Consider the following 23,971-nt stretch of genomic DNA (forward strand, 5'->3'; position numbering starts at 1 on the left):
GCGGGAGTGGGCATGCAGGCTGCGCTACCCTGCCCTCCTCTACCGGCAGGTGCGTTTGGTTCGACGGAGGCCCTTCACAAGATAACGCACCCTTCGATTGTCACGCCACTCGCATCCAGGGCGTCGATCTGCGCGCGTACGGCGGCATATTCGGTGACGTCGCGCCGCAGCAGCAGAACGACACCCTGCATGTCCCGCAACAGGGAGGCGGTCGCGATGGCGGAACGATCGGCATCGTGATGCAGCAATGCGAGCAGCCGGCCACCATCGGCAGGCCAGTCGCTCGACAGTTCCACGATGGAGCGGGTGTCATCGCGCAGGCGATCCGCGCTGAGGCGTAGCAGCGACAGGCCGGGGATCGCCTCGACCGACCCGCAATGTCCTGCCGCGGGAGCATCGGCGAAAAGATCGATGGCGCTCGCTCGATCGCCGTCAAGGTCGATCAACAGCGTGTTCGATCCGCTTCGCGCCATTAGGATGGCGAGATTGCCGCCCAGCACTGCAAGGTCGTCGTCCATATCGAATGCGATGATCGCGAAGCCGGCGATCCGATCCGACGCGGTGGCGGCTCGCTGCAACAGTCGGGCGCGGATCACGCGGATGCCGTCCAGATAGCTGTCGTTCGCCGTGAACGCGGCGATCAAGGCGGCGTCGACGCGATCGTCACCGGGGGCCAGATACTGCTCTCCCGACGCGCGCGCCGCCTCGATGGCCGGCCGGTCGGCCACCCCCAGCCGCAACGCCGCGGCGGCGAAATCCAGCTGGTCGGTCGCCATCAGATCGCGGACCGACTCAACCTGGCGCGCATCCAGGCCGCCCAGCCGCACCAGCTGCGCCGCGAGCTGCGTGTCGGCGTCCTGCGGTTGCTGCCCGCCCGCCCGTTTGCTGCGGAAGCGCATCAGGCGCCCGATCCCAGCAGCCGCTGGCTGCTTTGCGTCAGCATGCGTGGCTGGGTCATGTCGACGATCACGTCCATCTGCAGAGCCCGTGCGGTTCCGGCCGTGGAGCGGACACGCGGGCGATAGAGTTCGAGGACGAGCGCGGTCATCGGCCCCACCATCGCCCCCAGTACCAGCGCCGCGAGGCCCCATGCCACGAGCGAGGGCGCTGAAGCGCGCCGCGGCGGCGTCGCCCGGTCGAGCCGCGTGGCATCGGCCTGCGCGCTGCGGCTTTGCAGATCGACCTGGTTCAGCCGCTTGCGCACCGCGTCATAGCCGTCGCGCGCGGCGTCGACGTCGCGCTGCAGCACATTGATCCGGTCCTGCACGTCCGCCGATTGCAGCAATCGCCCCTGCTGCTGCGCCAGTTCCCCCTGGATCTCCGCGACACGGCGCCCGGCCGAGCGGCTGGCCGAACCCAGCGCGTTGGTCTGCGACGCTCGCGCCGACGCCAGTGATGCGCGCAGCGAGGCGAGCTGCGCCTCCGCCGCCTTCATCGTCGGGTGATTGGGGCCGAGGTCGCGCGCCAGCTGCGCGACCTTGCTCGCCTGCTGGCTGAGGTCGCGTTCCAGGTTCTGGACGATTTCGGACTGCGCAACGGAGGGATCGCGGCTCGATCCCGCGCGGCTAGACGCCTGCGCGGCATCCGCCTGGGCGCGGACGAGCTCGCTCGACAGATTGCTCATCCGCTGGGCATCCAGATCCATCCGGGTCGTACCGACCATGCCGGATCGCTGCTGCGCCTCGGTCAGGGCGCGTTGCGCCGCTTCCAGCCGGGTCCGCGCTTCCTGCGTGCGCTTGGCGAAGAACGCCTGTTCGCGCTGTGCCGCCGTCGTTTTCAGATCGCCCTGCGTCTCCAGATAGATGTCGCCGATCAGGTTCAGCACGCGCGCGGCATCCACCGGCGATCGAGCCGTGTAGGACAGCTTGATGACGTTGCTGCCTTTCTCGGCCGCCGCGACGAACTGGCGGCGCAGATCCTGGAGCGCCGTTTGCGTCCCACCCTGCTGATCACCGGCCCGGCGGAAGGCGGGATCGCGGCGGATCACCTCGCGCAGCACCGCATCGCTGCGCAGGATGTCGATCTGCGTGCCGATGATCGCCTCGATTGCCTGGGGATTGGCGAACGCCTCATCGGTGCGCGGCGTGACGATCAGCGAGGCGCCGGCCGTATAGGCGCGCGGCTGGACCAGCGCGAGCGCCAGGACCAGCAGCATGGTGAGCCCGCTGATGGTCGCGACGAGCCGTATGCGCGAACGCAGGACGGCGAGGATATCGGACAGGCTGGTCACGCGATGCCTTTGATATGGAGGGACGAGACGTCGCGCGGATCGATCCGCGGCGCCGGGGATGGCAGGGTGACGACACCCTGGATCAGCAGCAGCAGGAATTGCGGCGCCAGCGTGTCGCGGAACCGCAGGCGCCCGTCCGCGGCGCGCGTCAGCAAGCCGTCCAGTTCGCCCAGTGCCGCGTCGGTCTGCGTGTCGGCATCCGCGCGGCGGTCCCCCAGAATATCGGCCACCGTCGCTACGACCTCGCCGCGATCGAACCAGCCATGATGCGCAGCGATGACGAGGATCGCGCAGAGGCCGATCGTCATCGTCGGTGTCGTACCCTGCAGCCGCGCCGCGACGGCGGTCGGCAGCGTGGTCAGTTCGCGCCACTGCTCGAACGCGTCGGCCAGCCCCGTCGCGACCTCCTCCGGCCCGATCACCCGCGATCCGCCGTTCAGCGCCGCCAGCGCCGCGTGCAGCCCGAACAGGCGAAGGTGATAGGGCGAACCCAGCGTCGTACGGACGATCAGGTCGGCGGCAGCGGGCGCGACCTGCATCCCGGCGCCGGCCGCACAGGCGGCGAGCAACGTATCGAGATCATGCGCCTCGATCCGCCCGGTGCGGACGACCGCCAGGTGCCGGCGGAGCGACAGATGCCCCTCGATCAGGTCGTGCAGATCGGCCGCGATCCCGGCGATGACGAAACGCACGTTCGCGCGCAGATCCGACAGCAGTTTCAACAGGCTGGCGAATTCAGTCTTCGTCTCCTGCGACGTGATGCGGTCGAACTCGTCGATCAGGATCACCACCGTCTGGTCGAGATGCTCGGCCAGCACCGTCGCGATCCGGCGGCCATCCGTTTCCGGGGCGAGCAGGTCGGCGATCGCCGCCGCCCCCGGCCGCCCCGCGCGTTCGCGCACCAGATCCTCCAGGAAGCCACGGCATAGCGCATCGAACGCCATGTCGCCGCTGGCGATATCGTACAGGACCAGGCAGCCACGCTCATCGGCGATCTCGCCGAAAACGCGCGCCAGCGATGTCTTGCCCGATCCGCGGGTGCCGCAGATCAGCGCGTGCAGGCGCTGGTCGAAGACCGCCTGCTCCAGCCGCTGCAATTCGCGCGTCCGCCCGGCCATGCCGGTGCGGTCCGCAACCGGCATGTTCGCATCGAACCCGGCATAGACACGCTGGCGTCGCGGCAGCGGCGGCGCGACCGGCGTCGGTGGGACGGGAGGCGGCGTGTCGTCCCGACGCGCCCCGACTCCCGCAACCGACTGCGTTCCGCCGGCCGTCGCACGGACCTGTCCGGCAACGACCGGCAGGCTCGCCCGTTTCGACGGGCGCGGCGCGAAGAAGCCGCCGACCCGCGCCGCCCAGCGCGACAACATGGTCACGGCGCCACCAGCGATGCCAACCCGTGCCCCGGCATCAGAACGCCTTCTCGCCGATGCGCAGCACGTCGCCGGGGCGCAGACCCTCGTCCAGCGCCACGCGGATCTCCTGCCCCTCGCGACTGACCTTCAACCGCCGCGTCGACCCCGCCAGCGTGGGGCCGCCCGCCACCGCCAGCGCCTGCCGCACCGTCATGCCGGGCTGAAAGGCGAAGCCGCCCGGCTTGTTGACGAAGCCATAGACGAAGACCTGCTCCTCGGCAGGTACGAACAGGCTGTCTCCCGGCCGCAGGTGCTGCGCGGCGGCGCCCGCCATGTCGTAGAGCGAGATGCGCGTGGTACGCCCCTCATGGGTCAGCATCACGGCGTTGGCGCCGTCCGCCCTTGTACCACCCGCCTTCGCGACGACCTCCGCCACGGTATAGGGTCGGTCGAGCGGGTACAGCCCCGGCTTGGCCACCGCGCCCAGCACGGTCACCGTCCGCCCCGCATAGGTCACGACATCGACATTGACCGAGGGATTCTTCAGGTAACCGCCCGCGACGTACCGGCGCGACAGTTCCGCGGCGATGTCGGCCGGCGTCCGGTCGATCACCTTGACCGCATCGAGAAACGCCAGTCCGATCGTGCCGTCCGTGCGCACGCGCACCTTGCCCGACATCTCGGGCTGGCCGAACACCGCGATCTCCAGCTCGTCGCCGACGCCGATGCGGTAATTCTCGCCCTCGACTGCGGCTTGGGCCGGCAGCGTCGCGGGCGCCACCACCGCGATCGACGCCATCGCCCATGCGATCGCGGATCGCAGGATCGACCGACGGGGCGACCGCATCGCCTTGGCAAGCTGCTGCTTCATAACTCCACTGACATCCCAAGTGTGGCCATGGTGGCGTGAAAGGCGTTGACGCCGCTATCGGTCGTGCGGCGCACATACTGCACGTTGGCCGCGATCCCCAGTCCGCGCTGCAGCGTCCGGCGGGCGCCGCCGGACAGCAGCACATAGCGGTCGGCGCCGATCGGGCTGGCGATGACCTGCTGGTCCTGGCGGAAGGTGCGATCCGCCAGCTCCGCTCCCGTTTCCAGGCGGAAACGGTCCTGCACCCGCCAGCGCAGCTTCACCCGATATTCGGACGAGATCGCATAGCCGGACGGGATCAGCGCATCGTTGATGATCCGCCGGCTGGTGCCCAGCTGCACGGCCAGCCGCTCGCCCGGCCGGACCGTCAGCGCACCGTCCCAGCCAAGCCCGCTGAACGGCGCCAGCCGCGCGCCGCTGCTGTCGACGTGCAGGTAATGCAGATCGGCATCGATCGACAGGTGCGATACCACCGACCGGGAGAAGCCGAGTCCCGCGCGGTCGGTTCGATTGACGATCCCCACCGCCGGGCGCCGACTCTCGACGCGCGCATAATAGGCGACCGCCCGTCCCAGCGACGGGCGGACATAGCCGATGCCGCCACGGTACAAGGTCGATCGCTGGTCGGCGAAGCCGAACGGCGCGTTGTTGCGCGTCACGTCGCGCGCCACTTCGGCGAGCGGGTAGAAGCCGACCTCGCGCGCCCAGCGCAAGCCGGTGCCCAGCGTCGCGGTCGTTCGCCGGTTGGTCAGCGCCGCGTTGATGTCGCCGTAATCGGCATCTTCCACACCGATCTTGGCGACCGGGGTCATCTCGATGCCGCCGATGCGGAGAAGCGGCGCCGTGGCGGCACGCGCGCGCAGCCGGCTGCGATCCGGGTTGCCGGTGTAATAGCCGTAATCGGCGGCCGCCTCGACGGTCAGCTCATGCCGGCCGACCGCGCGGACATACCGGCCGGCGGCACCCGGGCGCAGGATCAGGTCGGCCGTGGGTCGGCCGGCATCGCTGTCGATGCGCAGGATGTTGTCGTCATAGACCGTCTCGATCGAGGCACCGATGCGCCAGGGCGCGGCGCCGGGCGTCGGAGGGGTCAGTTCCAGCGTCTGCGCACCCGCCTGCCCCGCAGGACACAGCGCGGCGGACAGGATCAGGCAGAGGCAACGGGCGGACATCGTCATGCCGCCGCCTGCGGGCGCGGGACGAACCAACGGTTGAGCGCCGCGACCATCGGCCGCTCCACCCGGCGATGGAACAGGATGGCAAGGCCCGTCGCGATCGCCATCGCCGCCACGATCACGCCCAGCCGGGTCGGCAGGGACAGGTCCAGCCGGTCTGCGACCTTTACGCCCAGGATCACGACGAAGGGATGGAGGAGGTATAGTGCATAGCTGGCATCGCCGACCTGCAACGCCAGGCGATTGCGGATGCGATGGCCTGCCGCGTCCAGCCCCACGACCCCTGCGACCATCATCGCCGCGAACAGACCGAAGCGGAAGAAGCCGCTCGTATCCGGCACGATCGCCGCGGCCGGCCAGTCCGCCGTCGCCGCCAGCGCCAGCAGGCCGGCGCCCGCGGCGAAGAGCAGGCCGAACGGCCAGCCCCCCGTCCGCCCGGCCAGGCGGACGATCGCCCCATGCCCGCGCCCAACCGCCATTCCCAGCACGAAGTCGAGCATGATCGAGCGGGTCAGGACATAGGCGACCGGGCCATATTCCAGGCCGCTGACCGCCAGTTCTCCCAGGGTCAGCACGGCGATCGCGATCCCCGCCACCATCGCCCGGTAACGGTGCGATACCAGCATCGCGACCGCGAACACCGCGTAGAAGAACATCTCGTAGTTCAGCGTCCAGCCGACGAACAGGATCGGATAGATACGCGCATCGCTCTTCACATAGGGCACGAACGCCAGCGTCTTCGTCAGCGACTCCGGATCGATCACGGTCGAGCGGAACAGGCCCGGCGACAGCATCCACAGCAGCGCCGCGACCAGTACGATGAGGTAATAGGGCGGCGCCACGCGCAACATCCGCCGCAGCAGGAACCGTCGCGCCTGATCGGGACGTTCGGTCGTGTAGACCATCACGAAACCGCTCAGGACGAAGAAGATGTCGACCCCGCACATGCCCCCGCGGAACAGCGGATACTCCGCCACGTCGGGCGCAATCTCCCGCGCGTGGAAGAGGACGACCAGCATCGCCGCCAAGGCGCGCAGGAGCTGGAGGTTCGCGATCATGCGACGGCCCGCGCCGGCGCGATCCGCCGCCGCCAGCTCGCCTGATACGGCAGGAACGCATCGCTGAAGGCATAGGCGATCAGGAAGCTGCTGCCGCCGGGGCCATAGCATTGCAGCGACACGGTATAGACGTTGAACAGCCAGATCAGCTGCAGCTTGATCGGATCGCCCGACCGGGTGCCGCCGAAGAACATGGCGATCACGACGAACAGATAGGACACCCCCGACATGACGAAGCCGGTCAGGTAGAAATTATCCAGCGGGACGATGATCCCCGCCTTTTCGGTGTTCAGCATCGGATAGCCGAAACAGCCATAGCCGCAGCCCGTCAGCAGCAGGATCGGATCGTTGTCCCGCAGCCAGGCGAAGGGCGCCATCCAGGTGTTGCTGATCCGGTCCTGCGCGCTGAACAATTTGGGGGAGATCGCGGAAAGGTCGACGCCGGAGAGCAACACGACCAGGATGACGGGCAGCGGCACGCAGACGAACGACCAGCGGGCGAGCAGCCGCGTCCAGCGCAGCCGCGTCTCCGGCGCCCGCGCCAGCAGGGCGCCGCGATACAGAAGATAGAGCGCCCACAGCCCCATCGCTGTCTTGCTGTTCGAATAATAGAGCGCGAGCGAGATGGCGGGGATCAGCGCCAGCATCAGCCGTCGCGGCGCATGGTCCGCCAGCAGGAAGAACAGGAAGATGCAGTTGAACGCCGCCGACGTGCTGTCGCTCGCGAATCCGCCATAACGCGGTGTTCCGTCGTCCGACCACCATTGCAGGTTCGCGACCAGCGTCTTGCCCAGCATCTCCAGCTCGGCACCGACCCAGGGAAAATCGACATGGGGCGCGATCAGCAGACCGGATACGGAGATCAGCAACAGCGCCATCAGCGACCGTCGCACCCAGGCCATGTCCATCATCGACCGGCCCGCCATCGCAAAACCGATCGCGAACGGCAGGAAGAGCTTGATCGACGAGAAGATCGCCAGCGCACCCGACGACATGAAGACGATGCCGATCGCCAGCCCGACCACGAACTGCGCGAGGATCAGGATGGCGAGCGGCGCACGCAACCGCAGGATCAGCACGCGAAGAAACAGGGCGAACCCCGCCAGCGCGAGCACGTCCGGCACCAGCCAGACGACGCCAAGATGTACCTGATCCAGATAGAAGCGCAGCGGCGCTGCGATCACATCGCGCGCGAACAACAGGCAGGCAAGCGCGGGACCCAGCGCATCCCAGCTCAGCGCCGGCCACGATCCGGCCCTGCTCGATCCAACACGGTTCGATCCGGCACGGCTCGAACCGGCCCGATGCGACACGACAGGGCGCGCAGAGACATCATGGTCGCAACCGACCGCACCCCCCGCCATCACTCGCCAGCCCGCCCCCGCCCCGAACCGCCTCAGCCATGTGGCCGCGACAGGCCGCCGATACTCGCCCGTGCGCCGCGGCGCCATCCGTAATGATTGCCGGTCGGATAGGTAATGATCCAGATCAGCACAGGTACGGCGAAGGTTGCCATGACATCGCCAAAGGTATCGCCTGGATTGAGCGCGCCGGCATGGACGAAATCAAGACTTTCGTTCATCATTTCTAGCACAAAAAGACCGGCAGCGGCGAATGGCAATCGGCCGCGATTCGGACCGATCATCGCCAGGAACAGAAAAGATGCAGTTCCTACAAGCACATGAAGCGTCTTATCGCTGCATCCCGCCGCATCGATGATCGCTTCGATCAGGCTGTGATAGCAATCCGCAAGGTTCATACCCCTTCCGTACCCACCTTCCGTTTAAGAAAATGTTCGCCAATCGCCGACATTGCGGAACTCGACTGCGGTCGGCCTGACGATGGTGGCGGAGGCAACGGGCCGATCGGCCTCCTCATTGCCGTCTCATGCCGGCCACGACGCGACCGCTGCATTCGTCGCGAAGGGAAAACCAATGACGACGCGCCTAAAGACCTTCGGATGCGGTGTGGCCGCACTAGCCCTCGCCTTCACCACCGCCTGTTCGGCCGGAGGCGGTGGGCCGGCGGCGGACCTGTCCTATATCGCGGTGCAGGATGGCCAGGTGACCGACACGACCACCAACGGCGTGTCCATCGCTGCGACGGACGCGATCCGGTACGGCGTCAACGATCACCCGATCAAGCGCAGCTTCGATCTCGACGCACCGACGTTCGAGACGTTCTGCAAGCGCAAGTTGCAGGTGTATCGCGTCGACGTGCCGGTAACGGCGGATACCGAGCCCTATGCCGCCTCTCGCCTGCGCCGTATCCTGACCCTGGTCAGGCAATGCGGCGGACGCCTCGTGGTCGTGCTGCAGACCGGCTTTGCGTGGCAGGATCGCACCGATGCCGGCCGCTACCCCGCCGCCGATCGCGCGGCGCTGTACAGCCAGGGCTATGATCGCACCCTGGCCTTTGTCGACCAGTTCCGGGGCGAGCCGATCGATTGGGAACTCGGCAACGAGATCAATCTGCTCGCGGCCGGGGACGACGGCTTTCCGCTGTTCGATCGCGGCTGGACCGATGCCGAGTTCGACAAGCCACTGATGTATGACTGGGCGGCGGTGCTGCGCGGCATGTCGGATGCCATCGACGTGATCCGCCAGCGTCCGGGCGGCGCCACGACGCGGCGCGTCCTGAACACCACCAGCAGCAATTTCGGCTTCCTCGATTTCATGATCGCGCAGGGCGTGAAGTTCGAGGTGATCGACTATCACTATTACAACTGGGAGGGCGCCGACCCGCGCGCCTTGTACCGCGCACCGCCGCTGCCGGCCTATAACCTGTTCAAGAAGCTCGCGACCTACAAGCGCCCGGTCATCATCGGAGAGGTCAACGCCGCCGAGATCTATCACGACGAATACGCCAATTCGCCGACGGACGCCCTGACGCAGAAGGGTTTCCGCAGCTTTCGCAATACGCTGCAATTCTTTCGCGATCAGCGGGAACTGACCATCGAGGCGGTCGTCGCCTATGAAATGTGGGACGAGCCCGAAAAGCCTGCGCCGGAAAACCGCTTCGGCCTGATGACCGCCTATGGCCAGCCCAAGCTGTCGATGTCGATCCTGACCGCCTTCGCCGGCGGTCCGCTGCCCGCGAGCGAACGCCAGGCCCTGGCCGCGGCGGGCCTGCTGCCGCGCTGATCCCCGCCGTCTACTCGGCGACCTGAACGCGATCCGCCGGATCGGAGGACAGGATGGCGCGGTAGATGTCGGTGATCTGCTGGGCCATCCGGTCGCTGGTATAGGCGGCCGCGAAGCGTTCGCGGCCGATGCGGCCCGTCTCGGCGAGTTGTGCCGGCGTCAGCGACAGGATCGTCCGGGCCAGCGCCGCGTCGTCGCCGGGCGGAAAGACATGGCCGTATTTGCCGTTACCCAGCGTCTCGGCCAATCCGCCGACATTCGACGCGATCACCGCCTTGCCCAGGCGCATCGCCTCGATGGCGACCAGCCCGAACCCCTCCCAGCGCGACGGCACCACGACGGCATCGGCGGCGCGCATATGCGCGAAGACACCCTCGCGGTCCTGCCATCCGATCGGCTCGAGATAGTCGCGCGGCATCGGCAGGTCGCCGCCCTCGCCGACGACGGGCGCACCGATAACACGCAGGCAGGCATGGTGCCGCGCCGGCTCCATCGCGCGCAGCAGCACGTCGAGCCCCTTCTGGCGGTCGAACCGGCCGACGAACAGCAGCTTGACCCGCGGGTCCTGCCACGCCGCTGTGGGCCCCACCGGCGCGCGCGCCTCGATCCCGCTCAGGACCAGTCGCATCTTTCGCGCCGGAATCCCGTACTCGCGGCCGCTGTCATAGTCGTGCCGAGAGATCAGCACCAGCGCATCCGATCGCCAGGCCAATATCCACTCCAGCAGCGACAATGTTCGCTGGATCAAGGTCGGCAGGGTCATGTTGAACGACCAGCCATGCGGGCAATAGATAAGTCCGGCCCACCGGCCAGGTACGATCCGCGTGACGACGCCGGCCCCGAAGGAATGGGCATGGACGATCTGGGGCTTCCACCCGATCAGATGGCGAAGATAGCATAGCAGAAGCATGACCATGCCACGCGTCCGCCCCGCACGACGGAAGGTCTTGATTGCGATGCCACTATCCGCGAAGCGCTCATCGAGATACGACAGATGCTCGGCGGGCATCAGCAGCATCAACTCGATATCTGGCGTGCTGCGATGCTGTTCCAGAAGCAACTCGGTAAGATAGCTGCCCGTCCCGCCAATGATGCTGTCGCACACATGCATCACGCGCATTGCCATCACCCCGTGAACCTAGATATATTGATTCATGTCAAACGGTGGCCGCAATCCCCTGCTACCAACCATGAACCAATAGTGTCATGTAAGTACTACACGCGGTAGTCTTTTCTTTGGTCCATAAACGGTACAATTGACCACTAAATGACATCACCGGTTTTCAGTTACTTATGAACATTGTCGCATTTTGACCGCCGATTTATCCTAATGCGTGATCTGCCATGACGTTACTTGCAGCATGCTTCGCCTCACCCGCGCATTGCCGACCCCTCATGTGGGTTTGCATATTCGTCGATACGGCTCCACGGCGCTCCAGCGGCGGGGGGACGAGCGACAGGGCCGCGGGGGAACAACATTGAAACGTAGCGATGGCCGGCTCTGCATTGCGAAGTCACGATGCCGAACGGCGCCATGATCCAGTTTGCGAATATCGGGCTGCGCGGCGCGACGCTCGGGCTGCGGTTCGGCCTGTCCTTCTGGGTCGTCAAGATGCTCGGCTATGAAGCCGCTGGCATCTATGGCCTGGCGCTCGGCGCGATCGGCATGGTCCCCGCGATCCTCGGCTGGGGACTCAACTATTTCGTGATGCGCGAAGTCGTCGGCTTGCCGGTGGACACGGCGATGCTCCGTATTCGTGACCGGCTGCTCGTCACGCTGGCGACGATGACGGTCGCGACGCTGGTCACCGTCGCTGCGGCGCCGCTGGTCGGCCTGCCGCTCACGCCGCTGACGCTGTCGATCATCGCATTGATATGGCTGGAAGCGCTGACGATCGACATCCACCTGCCGATGCTCGGGCTGGAGATGGCGCTGCAAGCGAACATTCTCCTGTTCGTGCGCACCGCGCTGTGGATCGTGCCGCTGGTCGTCTGCGCGATCTGGCTGGAGGCGGCACGCTCGCTGGAGGCGGTGTTCTTCGCCTGGATCGGCGGACATCTGCTCTGGCTCGGCCTGCTGGCCTATTTCGTTCGGCGATGGCCGCTGGGTCGCCTGATGGACGCGCCTGTCGACCGGGAATGGGTCGGCCGGCGGCTGCGCGGCGCCTGGTTCATCTATCTCAGCGATATCGGCCTCGTCGGCCTCATCTATCTCGATCGCTATATCGTCGGCTCGATGCTGGGCCTCGCCGCGACGGGCGTCTACACCTTCTACTGGTCGCTGGCCAATGCGCTGCAGACGCTGATCCAGACCGCGATCGTCCAGACCGCGCTTCCCACACTCGTCCGGCACGCCCGCGCGCCCGGGTCGGCCGGCTGGGGAGAGCAGGTTCGGCGAGAGATGCTGCGCGTCCTTGGCGTCGCCAGCATTCTGGCGGCGGGGATCTACGTCATCGGCATCGTCGCGGTCGATCGGCTGAAGATGACCGAACTCGTCCGCAACCACGGCATCCTGCTGCTGTTACTGGCCGCAGCCGTCGTGCGCGCCGGATCGGACCTCCTCAATCTCGCCATCGCCAGCCGCGAACGGGACGGGCATTACGCGGTGGTCAACCTGGCCGGTGTCATCGTGTCGGTCGCCGCGACGGCGACGGGCATTCTGGCGTTTGGATTGCAGGGCGCCGCGCTGGCTTCGCTGGCGACCGCGCTGATCCTTTTCGCCGCCCGTATCGCGCTGCTCGGCCATGCACTGTCCCCGCTGGCCCGCGCGCGCGCCGGAGATCTATCGGAAGGCAGGCGATGACCGGCGTCGCCCTGCACCGCGCGCCTCTCTGTGTCGCCCGTCGCGCAGGCGACTGAACGCCATACCCTGTCCGATCGGATCGTCATGCTGCGCAACGTCATCGTCATCAACGACCACGCCGCGATCAACGGCGGACAGGCAAAGGTCGCGATCCAGAGCGCGGTCGGCCTGGCGGCAGCGGGTCTCAATGTCGTGTTCTTCGCCGGGTCCGGCCCGGTCGCCGAGGAACTGACCACGGCGGGCGTCCGGGTGGAATGCCTGGGCCAGAGCGACATCGGCTCGAACCCATCCCGACTTCAGGCCATGGCGCAGGGCGTGTGGAACCGGACCGCCGCACACCGGCTGCGCGATGTGCTGCGTGCGTTCGACGCGGCCGACACGATCGTCCACTGCCACGGCTTCGCCAAGCTGCTCTCCGGCGCGATCGGCGCGGTGCTGACGCGCCAGCCGATCCCCGTCGTCCTGACCATGCACGAATATGCGCTGGCCTGTCCCAATGGCGGCTTCTTCCACTATCCGGACAATCGCATCTGCACCCGCCGTCCGCTGGGCCTGTCCTGCCTGTCGACCAACTGCGACTCGCGGCGCGCCGCATTCAAGGCGTGGCGGATCGCGCGCCAGATCGCGATCAACGGCCCCGGCAACATGCCGCGCGGGCTGACGGACATCATCTCCATCTCGCCCACGCAGCGGCGCGTGATGCAGCCCTATCTGCACGGCGCGCGCCTGCATCATGTCGGCAATCCGGTCGACGCCGAACGGCGTCCGCCAGCGCCCGTCGCGACCAACGATGCCTTCATCCTCATCGGCCGGCTGAGCAAGGAAAAGGGCTGCGCCCTGTTCGCAGAGGCGGCGCAGCAGGCGGGCGTTCCCGCCATCTTCGTCGGCGAGGGCGAGGAGCGCGACACGATCGCCCGCATCAACCCGCAGGCCGTCATCACCGGCTGGCAGACCCCGGCACAGGTGATGGACTGGATCGATCGCGCCCGCGCCGTCGTCTTCAGCAGCCTGTGGTACGAATGCCAGCCGCTCGTTCCGCTGGAGGCCCAGGCCCGCGGCGTGCCGGTCATCGTCGGCAGCTGGGGGGCGGCCGCCGATCAAATCATTGACGACGTGGACGGGATCCATCTCCGCCACCCCGATGCAACCGCCCTCGCCGAAGTCCTCCGCGACCTCACGGGCACCCGTGCCGCAACGCTGGGTTCGGAGGGCTATCGCCGCTTCTGGCAATCGCCGCCCACGCGCGACGCGCATGTCGCCGCGCTGCTGGCCGTGTATGCCGATGTCCGCTCGCGACGGGAATGTGAGCCTGTTGCCCGATGATGGCCGCGGTCGCCACGCACGCCCGACGCGAGGTTCCAGCCTGCGTCCGTCTGGGGCGGGATCGGCATGTCGCGTCAGGTCGACAGCCCCGTCCCGGCTATCGATAGTCATCCTGCGTCGTCATGCTCCGGCGGCTTCGTGCCGGTCTTCCCTTATCAAGAGCCTGCAGACCTATGCGCATCGCCCTTTGCAACGCCATCTATCCCACCCCGCTGCAACCGCAGGTCCTGGGCGGCGCGGAGGTTTTCGCCCGCCAACTGGCCGAGGGGCTGGTCGAGTCCGGCTGCGAGGTGATCGTGTTGCGGGCCGCCGTCGACGGCAACAGGGCCGTGGAATCCGCGAATGGCGTCACGGTCCATTTCCTGCCGATCCGGAACATCTTTCCGCCGTTCCAGGACAAGCGCGGTCCGGCGGCGCGGCTGGCGTGGCATGCAATCGACGATCGCGGCCGGGCGCCTGCCGGGACGCGAGAGATCCTCGCCGATTTCCAGCCGGATGTGCTGCATAGCCATACGCTCAACGGGTTGAGCCCCGATATCTGGCGAGTGGCGCGGGGACTCGGGATTCCGGTCGTCCATACGCTGCACGACTATTACCTGATCTGCCCGCGCTGTTCGCGCTTCCGCGGCGGCCATGCCTGCGACCATCCCTGCGGTGCCTGCGCGGCCCTCACGCACACGCGGCGACGGCGCACGCGTGACGTCGACGCCGTCACCAGCGTCAGCCGCAAAACGCTGGAAATCCATCAGGACAGCGGCCTCTTCGCGTCCGACACCGCGACGCATGTGATCCACAATATCGCGCGCGATACGCTGGGCGTCGTCCCGGAACTCCCTTTCGATGGCCGGTTGCAGATCGGCTATATCGGCCGCTTCACCGAGGAGAAGGGGATCGACCTTCTGGTGGAGGCGGTGGCGCAACTACCGCCCGGGCGCATCGGCCTTCGCCTGGCCGGGCGGGCGACGGCCGAGGATCAGGAGCGGCTGAGACGACTGGCGCCCGATGCGGACCTTACCTTTGTCGGCTTCGTCGATCCCGCCGATTTCTACGCCAGCGTCCATGTGACGGTCGTCCCCTCCATCTGGGACGAGCCGGCGGGCCTGACGCTGATCGACGCGCTGGCCTCGGGCTGCCCCGTGCTGGGGACCGCGATGGGCGGCATTCCCGAGAGCATCGAGGACGGGGTGACCGGCTGGGTCGCCGCGCCGCGTGCCGATGCCCCTGCCGCGGTGCTGAAACGGCTGATCGCCGCACCGGCAGAGGTGAAGGCGGCGCGCGACGCGCTGATACGGCGGCAGCCGGATCGACGTCGACTGCGTGATCTGATCGACGAGTATCGGTCGGTCTATGACTCGGTGCGGGGTCGCAGGTCGGCGTGAGCCCTCGGACCGGAGCGTCGGTGATCCGTTAACGCGTCGCCGAAGCCGGAACATAGACCCGGTCGGTCAGGCGCCCCGCCGCCGCCATCGCCGGCACGGTGAGCCACCGGTGAAACAGGATCGCCGCAATCTGGCAGATCACGACCATCCCGACGAAATAGACGAGAGCCGGCACCGGGTAGAGCCGATCCACCGCCACCGCGAGCCGACTGAGCAGCGACACGAGCGGATAGTGGATGAGGTAGAGGCTGTACGACGCCGCGCCGCATGCCTCCACCCAGGGCATGCGCCGGTTCCAGCGTGGCGGTGCGCAAAGGCCATGGATCAGCAGCGCCGCCGCGGTCCCGAACGCGAGCGTCTCGAACACCCGGATCTGGGCGACCGGGCCCGGATCGCGCGCGAACAGCCACAGGAACAGCAGTATCGCCACGACGATCGCGCTGCGCCGTCCATGCGCCACCCCGTTCAGATGCAGCCGGGCCACCGCCATGCCGAACAGGAACAGGATGTGATTGGCGTTGAGCACGAAATCGAACGGCCAAGCCAGCGGCATCGTCGCGGCGGCGATCAGACTGGCGCCGCCCCATAGCAGCAGGATCGTCCCGCCGATCCGTCGATTCCAGAGAAAGCCGGCGAACAGCAGATAGAAGAACACCTCGTGCCGCAGCGTCCATTCGACCGACAGCAGCAGGTCGCGAGGAAAGGGAATGACGAGAAACGCCGCGACGACGTCGATCGCGGTCCAGTGCCGCAAGCCGGCGATCGCGAGCGTCAGCGCGACGACGATGGCGAGCACGATCCACAGGGGCGGATATATCGTCCGGAACCGCTTGACGGCGAAGCCCCGGATCGCCGCGGCGTCGCGCTGGGGCTCGTGATGATGGGCATAGAGGATGACGAAGCCGCTGAGGACGAAGAAGATCTGGACGCCCGCCTGGCCCCAGCGGAATGCCGGGAGCACCGGATGCGCGAGATATTTCGGCAGCGCCAGCGTCAGCTCGACATGATAGGCCAGCACCAGCAATGCCGCGGCCGCGCGTAGCCAGGTGAGGCCATGAAGATGCGGACGGCCGGCGATCATGCCCGCGGCATAGGCTGTAGCCATGCAGGAACGGTGAACGCCGTCAGCCGGCGGATGCCTGGGCCGGGCGCGGGCCTGCTCCTCCCAGCCATCGCCGGGTGAGCCACTGCCGGACCGGCACGTCTACGAACCGCGCGAGTATCCAGGCGACGGCGACCATCACGGTGATGAGGGCGATCCCGCTGAACGGCGCCGCGCTTTCCGCGCCATGCCAGAATTGCGGCAGCATCCGTTCATAGCGGAATGCCGCATGCGTGACGTACAGGGGGTAGGAGATCAGGCCGAGGAACGCGAACAGGCGCACGCCCCTCCCCTCGGACTGGATCGCGGCCACGCACATCAGCGGGAAGATCAGGAGGACGATCGCCACGTCCTTCGGCCAGCCCCATGCAGCCGGCACCGCGAGCACGACCAGCAGCAACGCCAGGAGCAGGACGGGCGGCACGCTGATCCGGATCAGGCGACCTTGCGCGCGCCGACGCTCGATCCATACACCGACGGTAAAGCCGAACCCGACGCGCACGGGCCCGCCGATCCATCCCGCCCATTGGGAACCGCGGTCGAGATCTCCGTACCAGACCGCCACCGCCACCAGCGCGACCGCCGCAACGGCGATGCCTACGGCGAGGACCTTCGGCGTCCACCATTTGAAGAGCAGCGCATATACGACGTTGCTCACAATCTCCCACGCCAACGACCAGGCGGGGACATTCAGCGGGTAAAGACCGACCACAGGTCCACCCCCGATGTGCGGCAGCATAAACGCCATACTGACCCAGGCGATCGCGAGGTCGGCCGGATCCCAATGCGACGTGCCGGTCGCCTGCGCCAGAATCTGGACCAGTGTCGCCCCCAAAAAGCCGACAAAATAAAGCGGCAGCAACCGGATCAGCCGGATCGCGGTGAACCGTCGCGCCGACAAGTCAGCGGCCAGGCGGTGGTCGTAGGAGTGGGCGATGACGATACCGCTCATCATGAAGAACAGATCGACGGCCAGATAGGAACTGCCAAGATCGATCGGCGCCAGCATGACGCTGGTGTGCAAGACGACCACGGCAAGCGCGGCCACGCCGCGCAGTCCGTCGAGCGTATGGAATATCCGACGGTGGGCTGCGTCCCCGATGATGCTCAAAAGAAATTCCGAAGCCGGGGTCGGGAGGAACGATGCATCCCGTCGTGGATCGTTATGCTTCTCACGGACTGCCCGATTATCGGCGGTCGCATGGCGTAGCGGGGCAGATCGGCTCAGTGCGGAGGTGCAAACCTGCATCGCTCCGGAAGCGCTTCAGCTCGGCTGGCACGATCCGGACGGATGCTGGACGTCGCAGTATCCGATGCGATGGCCGTCACTCCGGTCGCTGGCCTTCGAGACGATCGCCCAACCCGCTTTTAAAATCGACCACACCGCGCGTACCGGCAACAGCAGAATTCCCAACACCGCAACAATCAGGGAAATCAGTAGAAATCCCGTAAGTCCAACGGCCAGCAAAATGCGGCCGCGGCGGCGCCGCTCAACAAGCCGCATAAAATATGCGTCCAACTTTTCCATAAACGCCCCCCGGCGATGCAAATACCTGAAACGCCATTAACCTATTCGCAACGAAGGTCAACAGAGTATTCATGGTACTCCGGCCGGTCATCACCAGATTAGGATTCGATATGCACGCGATTTAGCACTAATCAAATCGCTATTCTTTTAGGCATGGCTGCCGCCTAGCCGATCGCGATCTGACAAATGACAAATCACCCCGTCCTTTGCTTTTAGGAGAAAACGCAGGATAATATGTAATTGGTGGAAAATTCCGCTGGAGAGTTGATGATCCCTACCATGTCTTGTCCGAACGCTGCACATCGCGGAACGGCCGGCGATCTGCCTGTTGGTGAACGTTCGGCTCGGCAGGATCGGAGCAGACTGGCTGTGTTTCCCTTCCCATGCCAGGGAGGACATCGAAGGAGATGGGGATGATGGCGCGCCGACTATATCTGACCTGTCTGCCCCTCCTCCTCGCAGCGGCACCGGCGTCTGCGCAGGTTGAGGACGAGCAGTTCTGGGAGCAGGTCAATCTCAACGTGCCGCTGACCCCCGATGTGCGCGTCACTTTGGAGGAGATCGCGCGGTGGGGGGATCGGGCAGACGGGATCAGCCAGACGGAGTTCGGCGCCCTGCTCGGCACGAAGCTGGCGAAGGGGGTCGAGTTCGGCTTTGGCTATCGCAGGGTCGGCCTGTTCAGCGCGAGCAGGGCCGCCGTGCATGAGGATCGCCTGCGCCAGCAGGTGGTGCTGACCCATGGCCCGCTGATCGGACGATTGCGGGTGGACGAGCGGTTCAATCCGGGCGGGCACGAAGTCGGTTTCCGCATTCGTCCGCTCGCTCGCTACAATTATGCGCTCGGATCGCGAGGGTTCGCGCTGTTCGCGAGCCATGAGAGCTTCTTCATCCCCAACAGCACCGCTTGGGGTCAGCATGCCGGCTATGAGCGGATGCGCAACATGGCGGGGGTGGTCGTGCCGCTATTCTCGCGCAAGGCGCTGCTGGATATCGGCTATCTAAATCAATATCGCTTCGCCCTGGCCGGTGCGCGGCCACAGATGGAGCATGCGCTAAGCCTGCAGCTGACGATCAACGCGATCGGGCCAATCCTGCACGACTGACTGCTCTGCGGTCTGCGGACATCACGCCGATTCAACGGCGCGATTTCCATAGGATCGTCACTGCCGCGCCAGGTGGCAGGACGTGGTTTGCGGTGGCCGATCCGAGGACTGCCTGGAACGGCCGTGCCTTTTCCGTTGCGTTGTAGACCAAGAGCACGGTGCTGCCGTCCGGGTTGCGGAAGGCCGTGTTGGGAAGGTCGGTACGGTCGGGGGAGGCGATGCGGGCGGCGCCGGGGTGGACGAAGCGGCTGAGATGGCCAAGCGCGTAATATTCGAGTTCGCGCACGACCTGCCCGGTCGCGGGATCGATCGTCACGACGCCGCGGCAATTGTCGCAGCCGCCCTTGTGCGGGCCGCCTTTGGGATCGAGTGCCAGGTTCCACAGCAGGACGCCCCGGGCATGGTTGCGGGTGGCGCCGATCATCAGGTTGCGAACCGCGTCGCCGAAACCGGTCTTCCAGCCGGGACGCCAGCCGCCGCCGGAACATTCGGTGAAGAACGCATCCTTTGTCGGATAGGCGGCCTTCACGCGAGACTGTGCGGTGACGTTTCCGCCATAGCAGTGCCAGGCCACGCCGGCGATGTACCGGGCAGCCTTGAGGTCGGCGAGGACGGTTTCGGGTTGCCAGGGCTGATCCCAGTTATGGTCCCATTCCAGTATCCTGGTCGCCAGACCTGCCGCGTCGAGCGAGGGTCCGAGATCGTTACCGACGAAGCGGGCGCGGTCCGTGGCGGGCCATTTCATGCCGGGATAGCTGTCGGGCGAGAAATCCGGCTCGTTCTGGATCGTGAGATAGCGGATCGGGACGCCCTCGGCCGCATAGGCGCGCAGGTAGCGGACGAAGTAGCGGGCATAGGCGCCGTATGCGTCTGGGCGCAACGTGCCGCCGATCAGCGCGTCACCGGTCTTCATCCAGGCGGGCGGACTCCAGGGGCTCGCCATCACTGTCAAATGTTCGTTGACCGCCAAGGCTGCCTTGACGGTGGGCAGAACGGCGGCGCGGTTGGGCGCGATCGAGAAGTGCGACAGGTCCGGGTCGCGCTGGCCGGGAGGCACGTCGTCGAAGCTGTAATGGGTCGGCGAGAAGTCCGACGCGCCGATCGTCAGCCGGGTGAAATCCAGGCCGAGCCCCTCCCCGTCCCCCTGCCCGACCCGGCCGAACAGCTCGCGGATCAGCGCGCTGCGCTCGGCGGGCGGCAGAGCCTGGATCAGGATCGCCGACGCATCGGTGATCGACGCGCCGAAGCCAACCATGGTCTGGTAGCGATGGCCGGGATCGACCGTGATCCGCACTGCCCCCGCCGCCGGACGTGCGGCGAAGCGGATCGGAGCGAGACGCTGCGTGCCGTCGGCATTGGTCTGCCAGCCCTGCACCGCCTCGCGTGGCGCGGGCGCGGCACCGACCGCAAGCAGAGCCGCGACGAGTGCGAGAGCGCGGCGAGTCATGGCCCAACAACCCGCTCAGCCAGAGTGGCGGTGCCGGACAGGCTGGCGTCGCCGGCGAAGCGACCGACGGTGATCGGATAGCGGCCGGCGGCGACGTGCCAGCGGTGCCCGGCGACGTCATAATCGGCGATCAGGCGCGGGTCGACGGTCACGCTGACTTGCCGCGTTTCGCCCGGTGCCAGCATCACGCGCTGAAATCCGACGAGGCGAGTGGTGGCGCCGTCGCGGCGGCCGGCGGTGGCATAGACCTGCGGCGAGTCCGCGCCGGCAACGCGGCCGGTGTTGGTCACAGTGAAGCTGACGCGCAGTTGCGGCCCGCCCTCGACGCGCAGGTCGCGGTAGCGGAAGCCGGTGTAGGACAGGCCGTAGCCGAACGGGAAGAGCGGCCTCGTTCCCGCCTTCAGGTAGCCGCGATAACCGACCGCCGCGCCCTCGGCATAGGGTACGTGCGGCGACAGGTCACGGTCGACCATGCCGTAGGTGCTGCCGGACTTGGCGGCGGCATCGGCCGCCTTCATCGCGGCGAGGCCGGGGATGATCGGGCGCGGCGCCTGCGCTTCGCTGGCCGGGAAGGTCATCGGCAGGCGGCCGGAGGGATTGACCACGCCGAACAGGATGTTGGCGATCGCCTCCCCGCCGCGCTGGCCGGGATACCAGGCCTGGAGGACGGCGGGCACGCGCGCCAGCCACGGCATCAGCACCGGACCGCCGGTTTCGAGCACCACGGCAGTGCGGCGATTGGCTGCGGCGACGGCGGCGATCAGGTCGTCCTGGCCATCGGGCAGCGACAGCGTCTCGACATCCTGCGCCTCGGTCCGCCACTGCCAGGCGAAGACGATAGCCAGATCAGCCTTGCGCGCCGAGGCCGCCGCCGCGGCGGGATCGCGCCCGTCGACATAGGTGACGCTGGCACCCGGCGCCATCGCCCGGATCGCGGCGAGCGGCGAGGAGGCATGCCAAGTGACGCGTGCGAAGGAGGATGCGGCCCCTTCCGTCAGCGGGATCTCGACCGGCGCGCCGCCGACCGAGCGGACCTGGCTGGAACCGCCGCCCGACAGCACGCCGACATCGGCATGCGCGCCGATCAGCACGATGCGGCGCGCAGATCGCGCCAACGGCAGGAGGTTGCCGTCGTTCTTCAGCAGCACGCTGCCCTTCTCCGCCACCTCCTGCGCGACGCCGGCGTGGTCGGCATAGTCGATCGGCTGGCGGGTGGTCGGCACGGGATGGTCGATGAGGCCGGTCGAGACGACACCCCACAGGATGCGGCGGTTCATGTCGCGCAGGCGCGCCGCGCTGACCGTGCCGGCGGCGACCGCTTCGGCGAGCCGCCTGCCGAAATACATCGCCTTGTCCAGCTCGCGCCCCGACTGCTGGTCGAGCCCGGCATTGGCGGCCTTCACGGTCGAGTGGACCGCACCCCAGTCGCTCATCACCCAGCCGCGATAGCCCCAGTCGGTCTTCAGCACCTGGTTCAGCAGCCGGTCGTTCTCGCACGCCCAGTCGCCGTCGACCTTGTTATAGGCGCACATGACCGAGCCGGGGCGGCCGCGCTCGATCGCGATCTCGAAGGCGAGCAGGTCGCTCTCGCGCAGAGCCGCCTCGTCGATGCGCGCATCGATCGTGGTGCGCAGCGTCTCCTGCGGGTTGAGCGCGAAGTGCTTGACGGTCGAGACGATGTGGTTCGACTGGACGCCGCGGATCGACTCGCCGGCCATGATGCCGGACAGGAGCGGATCCTCGCCGAAATATTCGAAGGTGCGCCCGCCCCACGGATCGCGGGTCAGGTTGACGCCGCCGGCGAGCAGGACGTTGAAGGTCTTGGAGCGCGCCTCGCTGCCGATCATCGCGCCGCCGCGATAGGCGAGGTCGGGGTCGAAGCTGGCGGCGAGCGCGAGGCTGGCGGGGAGCGCGGTGGCGGTATCACCCTTGCGCTGCTCGATCTGATTGGCGACGCCGAGCGAGGCATCGCTCTCGCGCAGGGTCGGGATGGCGAGCCGGGGGACGCCGGGAACATATCCGGCCGAGGGGATCATGTCGGCCGGGCGATCCTTCGACAGCGGCGGGAAGTAACCGAAGACGTAGCGGAGCTGCTCCTCGCGGGTCATGCGGGCAGCGAGGGTCTCGGCGCGCTGTTCGGCGGCTGCGGCGTCTGGCTGGACCTGTTGGGCGGGGGCCGGGGCGCCGGCGAGCAGCAACAAGGCCGTGGTCGCCGCGCACTGCGCCCGCGTCGTGCGTCCGGGTCGCGTCATATCCTGTCCCCTGTCCTATGTTTTTGGAAGCGCTTCCAATGGCGGTTCTTCCAGTTCGGGCGGGCGTTTGTCAACTTTTCGGGCGACCTTTTGAGAAGGAAAAGGGCCGGCGCTACCGCCCCGGTGCCGCCACCGAGGCGCGGTCGACGATCGTGAAAGGCAGGAACTCGGCGGTCGCCCCGCCCCCTGCCCCGGCGGTGCGCGCGGCGGCGATGATCTGGACGGCGCGGGCACTCATTTCCTGGATCGGCTGATGGACCGTCGTCAGCGGCGGCCAGACCAGTGCGGAGACGGGGGTATCGTCGAAGCTGGCGAGCGACAGGTCGCCGGGCACGTCCATCCCCGCCCGGTGCGCGGCGAACAGGGCGCCGACCGCCATGTCGTCATTGGCGCAGATGATCGCGGTGGGCGCGATCGGGCTGGCGACGAGGTCGGGCAGCAGGTCGACCCCCGCCTTGAAGGTGAAGTTGCCGCGCACCGCGACCATCGCATGAGCGTCGAGCCCGGCCTCGTCCAGGGCACGCAGCGCGCCGCGGTGGCGCTGCTCGGCGGAGAGATGCTCGGCCAGCCCCTTGATGAAGCCGAAGCGGGTATGGCCGGCGGCGATCAGGTGGCGGGTGAGCGCGAAGCCGGCGGCCTCGTCGTCCATGCCGACGCCGGGCGCATCGCCTTCATGCACCACGCCCGGCGAGATGCGGACCACCGCCACGCCGGTGCGGCGGAGCGCATCGACCAGCGCGAGCCGGTCCGAGAAGGGCGGCGTGACGATGACGCCGGTGCAGCGGCTGTCCTCGACCAGTTCGACGATGCGGTCGTCGACGCCGTCGCGGGTCTGGACCAGCGTGTGGGTGACCAGCTCCAGCCCCGCCTGCGCGCAGACGCGCAGCGCGCCGATCTCCAGCGCGGCCTGATAATAGGAATTCGGCTCGCTCTCGGTATCCGACGACAGGATCAGCAGCACGGCGGGATTGCCGCCGCCGGCGAGGTAGCGCGCCTGGAGATTGACCTGATAGCCAAGCGAGGCGACCGCATCCTGCACGCGGACGCGCATCCGCTCGCTGACGTTGGGCCCACCGTTCAGCACGCGCGAGACGGTCGCGCGGGCGACGCCGGACAGGCGGGCGACGTCGTCGATCGTCGGTTTGCGCTTGGTCACCCCCTGCTCCTTCTGCTGGAGCGCGGCGTCTGGCAGCGGCGCAGGG

The 23,971-nt window shown here is 67.3% G+C and carries 20 protein-coding genes; 5 read left to right on the forward strand and 15 right to left on the reverse strand.

Annotated features, from left to right (window positions below):
- Positions 1-74 precede the first annotated feature (74 nt).
- The 8 genes from Q5H91_RS05655 to Q5H91_RS05690 form a co-directional block, all read right to left on the reverse strand.
- Complete coding sequence (locus Q5H91_RS05655) at positions 75-899, reverse strand: hypothetical protein (RefSeq protein ID WP_305172235.1); 825 nt, start codon at positions 897-899, stop codon at positions 75-77.
- Entirely contained in the window at positions 899-2,230 is a 1,332-nt protein-coding gene (locus Q5H91_RS05660; RefSeq protein WP_305172236.1) for a GumC family protein, read from the reverse strand. Before Q5H91_RS05660 ends, Q5H91_RS05655 begins: the two co-directional genes overlap by 1 nt.
- The gene (locus Q5H91_RS05665; RefSeq protein WP_305172405.1) at positions 2,227-3,600 is read right to left on the reverse strand and encodes an ATP-binding protein; all 1,374 of its coding nucleotides are present in this window, start codon (positions 3,598-3,600) and stop codon (positions 2,227-2,229) included. Before Q5H91_RS05665 ends, Q5H91_RS05660 begins: the two co-directional genes overlap by 4 nt.
- A 40-nt stretch (positions 3,601-3,640) precedes the next feature.
- Positions 3,641-4,456, reverse strand: a complete 816-nt coding sequence (locus Q5H91_RS05670) for a polysaccharide biosynthesis/export family protein (RefSeq protein ID WP_305172237.1) — start codon at positions 4,454-4,456, stop codon at positions 3,641-3,643.
- Complete coding sequence (locus Q5H91_RS05675) at positions 4,453-5,634, reverse strand: outer membrane beta-barrel protein (RefSeq protein WP_305172238.1); 1,182 nt, start codon at positions 5,632-5,634, stop codon at positions 4,453-4,455. The genes Q5H91_RS05670 and Q5H91_RS05675 overlap by 4 nt, the downstream gene beginning before the upstream one ends.
- Entirely contained in the window at positions 5,631-6,689 is a 1,059-nt protein-coding gene (locus tag Q5H91_RS05680) for an acyltransferase family protein (protein ID WP_305172239.1), read from the reverse strand. The genes Q5H91_RS05675 and Q5H91_RS05680 overlap by 4 nt, the downstream gene beginning before the upstream one ends.
- Positions 6,686-7,888: a hypothetical protein gene (locus tag Q5H91_RS05685; protein WP_305172240.1), complete on the reverse strand. Its 1,203-nt coding sequence runs from the start codon at positions 7,886-7,888 to the stop codon at positions 6,686-6,688. The genes Q5H91_RS05680 and Q5H91_RS05685 overlap by 4 nt, the downstream gene beginning before the upstream one ends.
- 197 nt (positions 7,889-8,085) lie before the next feature.
- Positions 8,086-8,448 carry a hypothetical protein gene (locus Q5H91_RS05690; protein WP_305172241.1) on the reverse strand — a complete coding sequence of 121 codons (363 nt, stop codon included), beginning with the start codon at positions 8,446-8,448 and terminating at the stop codon, positions 8,086-8,088.
- 175 nt (positions 8,449-8,623) lie between these two features.
- Between Q5H91_RS05690 and Q5H91_RS05695 the strand changes: the two genes are divergently transcribed.
- On the forward strand, positions 8,624-9,832 hold the full coding sequence (locus tag Q5H91_RS05695) for a hypothetical protein (protein WP_305172242.1): 1,209 nt from the start codon (positions 8,624-8,626) through the stop codon (positions 9,830-9,832).
- A gap of 10 nt (positions 9,833-9,842) precedes the next feature.
- On the opposite strand, the gene Q5H91_RS05700 is transcribed toward Q5H91_RS05695, so the two are convergent.
- The gene (locus tag Q5H91_RS05700; RefSeq protein WP_305172243.1) at positions 9,843-10,952 is read right to left on the reverse strand and encodes a glycosyltransferase; all 1,110 of its coding nucleotides are present in this window, start codon (positions 10,950-10,952) and stop codon (positions 9,843-9,845) included.
- 414 nt (positions 10,953-11,366) lie between these two features.
- Here Q5H91_RS05700 and Q5H91_RS05705 point away from each other — a divergent pair, with 414 nt between their 5' ends.
- The 3 genes from Q5H91_RS05705 (at position 11,367) to Q5H91_RS05715 (ending at position 15,337) form a co-directional block, all read left to right on the forward strand.
- Positions 11,367-12,635 (forward strand): lipopolysaccharide biosynthesis protein, encoded by a 1,269-nt coding sequence (locus Q5H91_RS05705; RefSeq protein ID WP_305172245.1) that lies wholly within the window; start codon positions 11,367-11,369, stop codon positions 12,633-12,635.
- A gap of 84 nt (positions 12,636-12,719) precedes the next feature.
- Positions 12,720-13,958: a glycosyltransferase family 4 protein gene (locus tag Q5H91_RS05710; protein WP_305172246.1), complete on the forward strand. Its 1,239-nt coding sequence runs from the start codon at positions 12,720-12,722 to the stop codon at positions 13,956-13,958.
- A gap of 173 nt (positions 13,959-14,131) precedes the next feature.
- The gene (locus tag Q5H91_RS05715) at positions 14,132-15,337 is read left to right on the forward strand and encodes a glycosyltransferase family 4 protein (protein WP_305172247.1); all 1,206 of its coding nucleotides are present in this window, start codon (positions 14,132-14,134) and stop codon (positions 15,335-15,337) included.
- A gap of 28 nt (positions 15,338-15,365) precedes the next feature.
- Here the strand turns inward: Q5H91_RS05715 and Q5H91_RS05720 are convergent, their stop codons facing one another.
- The 3 genes from Q5H91_RS05720 to Q5H91_RS05730 are packed head-to-tail and all read right to left on the reverse strand — an operon-like array spanning position 15,366 to position 17,967.
- A complete protein-coding gene (locus Q5H91_RS05720) occupies positions 15,366-16,442 on the reverse strand; it encodes an acyltransferase family protein (protein WP_305172248.1) in 1,077 nt (358 codons plus the stop codon).
- A 19-nt stretch (positions 16,443-16,461) separates the two neighbouring features.
- Positions 16,462-17,688, reverse strand: a complete 1,227-nt coding sequence (locus Q5H91_RS05725; RefSeq protein ID WP_305172249.1) for an acyltransferase family protein — start codon at positions 17,686-17,688, stop codon at positions 16,462-16,464.
- A gap of 15 nt (positions 17,689-17,703) precedes the next feature.
- Positions 17,704-17,967, reverse strand: coding sequence for a hypothetical protein (locus Q5H91_RS05730; protein ID WP_305172250.1), 264 nt, complete (start codon positions 17,965-17,967; stop codon positions 17,704-17,706).
- A gap of 413 nt (positions 17,968-18,380) precedes the next feature.
- On the opposite strand from Q5H91_RS05730, the gene Q5H91_RS05735 reads away from it, so the two are divergent.
- Positions 18,381-19,070 carry a DUF2490 domain-containing protein gene (locus tag Q5H91_RS05735; protein ID WP_305172251.1) on the forward strand — a complete coding sequence of 230 codons (690 nt, stop codon included), beginning with the start codon at positions 18,381-18,383 and terminating at the stop codon, positions 19,068-19,070.
- Between the two features lie 31 nt (positions 19,071-19,101).
- Here Q5H91_RS05735 and Q5H91_RS05740 read toward each other — a convergent pair whose 3' ends face one another.
- From Q5H91_RS05740 to Q5H91_RS05750, 3 genes are all read right to left on the reverse strand, one after another.
- On the reverse strand, positions 19,102-20,517 hold the full coding sequence (locus Q5H91_RS05740) for a glycoside hydrolase family 30 protein (RefSeq protein ID WP_305172252.1): 1,416 nt from the start codon (positions 20,515-20,517) through the stop codon (positions 19,102-19,104).
- Positions 20,514-22,769, reverse strand: a complete 2,256-nt coding sequence (locus Q5H91_RS05745; RefSeq protein ID WP_305172253.1) for a beta-glucosidase — start codon at positions 22,767-22,769, stop codon at positions 20,514-20,516. Before Q5H91_RS05745 ends, Q5H91_RS05740 begins: the two co-directional genes overlap by 4 nt.
- A 112-nt stretch (positions 22,770-22,881) precedes the next feature.
- Entirely contained in the window at positions 22,882-23,925 is a 1,044-nt protein-coding gene (locus Q5H91_RS05750) for a LacI family DNA-binding transcriptional regulator (protein WP_305172254.1), read from the reverse strand.
- Positions 23,926-23,971 lie beyond the last annotated feature (46 nt).

This window comes from Sphingomonas aurea (assembly GCF_030678875.1).
In the GTDB taxonomy this organism is placed as follows: Bacteria; Pseudomonadota; Alphaproteobacteria; order Sphingomonadales; family Sphingomonadaceae; genus Sphingomonas; species Sphingomonas aurea.

Excerpts from the sequence above, each read along its gene's own strand:
- Q5H91_RS05655 (WP_305172235.1), bottom strand. The coding sequence starts at position 899 with ATGCGCTTCCGCAGCAAACGGGCGGGCGGGCAGCAACCGCAGGACGCC.
- Q5H91_RS05665 (WP_305172405.1), bottom strand. The coding sequence starts at position 3,600 with ATGTTGTCGCGCTGGGCGGCGCGGGTCGGCGGCTTCTTCGCGCCGCGC.
- Q5H91_RS05670 (WP_305172237.1), bottom strand. The coding sequence starts at position 4,456 with ATGAAGCAGCAGCTTGCCAAGGCGATGCGGTCGCCCCGTCGGTCGATC.
- Q5H91_RS05675 (WP_305172238.1), bottom strand. The coding sequence starts at position 5,634 with ATGACGATGTCCGCCCGTTGCCTCTGCCTGATCCTGTCCGCCGCGCTG.
- Q5H91_RS05680 (WP_305172239.1), bottom strand. The coding sequence starts at position 6,689 with ATGATCGCGAACCTCCAGCTCCTGCGCGCCTTGGCGGCGATGCTGGTC.
- Q5H91_RS05690 (WP_305172241.1), bottom strand. The coding sequence starts at position 8,448 with ATGAACCTTGCGGATTGCTATCACAGCCTGATCGAAGCGATCATCGAT.
- Q5H91_RS05695 (WP_305172242.1), top strand. The coding sequence starts at position 8,624 with ATGACGACGCGCCTAAAGACCTTCGGATGCGGTGTGGCCGCACTAGCC.
- Q5H91_RS05700 (WP_305172243.1), bottom strand. The coding sequence starts at position 10,952 with ATGCGCGTGATGCATGTGTGCGACAGCATCATTGGCGGGACGGGCAGC.
- Q5H91_RS05705 (WP_305172245.1), top strand. The coding sequence starts at position 11,367 with ATGATCCAGTTTGCGAATATCGGGCTGCGCGGCGCGACGCTCGGGCTG.
- Q5H91_RS05710 (WP_305172246.1), top strand. The coding sequence starts at position 12,720 with ATGCTGCGCAACGTCATCGTCATCAACGACCACGCCGCGATCAACGGC.
- Q5H91_RS05715 (WP_305172247.1), top strand. The coding sequence starts at position 14,132 with ATGCGCATCGCCCTTTGCAACGCCATCTATCCCACCCCGCTGCAACCG.
- Q5H91_RS05720 (WP_305172248.1), bottom strand. The coding sequence starts at position 16,442 with ATGGCTACAGCCTATGCCGCGGGCATGATCGCCGGCCGTCCGCATCTT.
- Q5H91_RS05725 (WP_305172249.1), bottom strand. The coding sequence starts at position 17,688 with ATGCAGGTTTGCACCTCCGCACTGAGCCGATCTGCCCCGCTACGCCAT.
- Q5H91_RS05730 (WP_305172250.1), bottom strand. The coding sequence starts at position 17,967 with ATGGAAAAGTTGGACGCATATTTTATGCGGCTTGTTGAGCGGCGCCGC.
- Q5H91_RS05735 (WP_305172251.1), top strand. The coding sequence starts at position 18,381 with ATGATGGCGCGCCGACTATATCTGACCTGTCTGCCCCTCCTCCTCGCA.
- Q5H91_RS05740 (WP_305172252.1), bottom strand. The coding sequence starts at position 20,517 with ATGACTCGCCGCGCTCTCGCACTCGTCGCGGCTCTGCTTGCGGTCGGT.
- Q5H91_RS05745 (WP_305172253.1), bottom strand. The coding sequence starts at position 22,769 with ATGACGCGACCCGGACGCACGACGCGGGCGCAGTGCGCGGCGACCACG.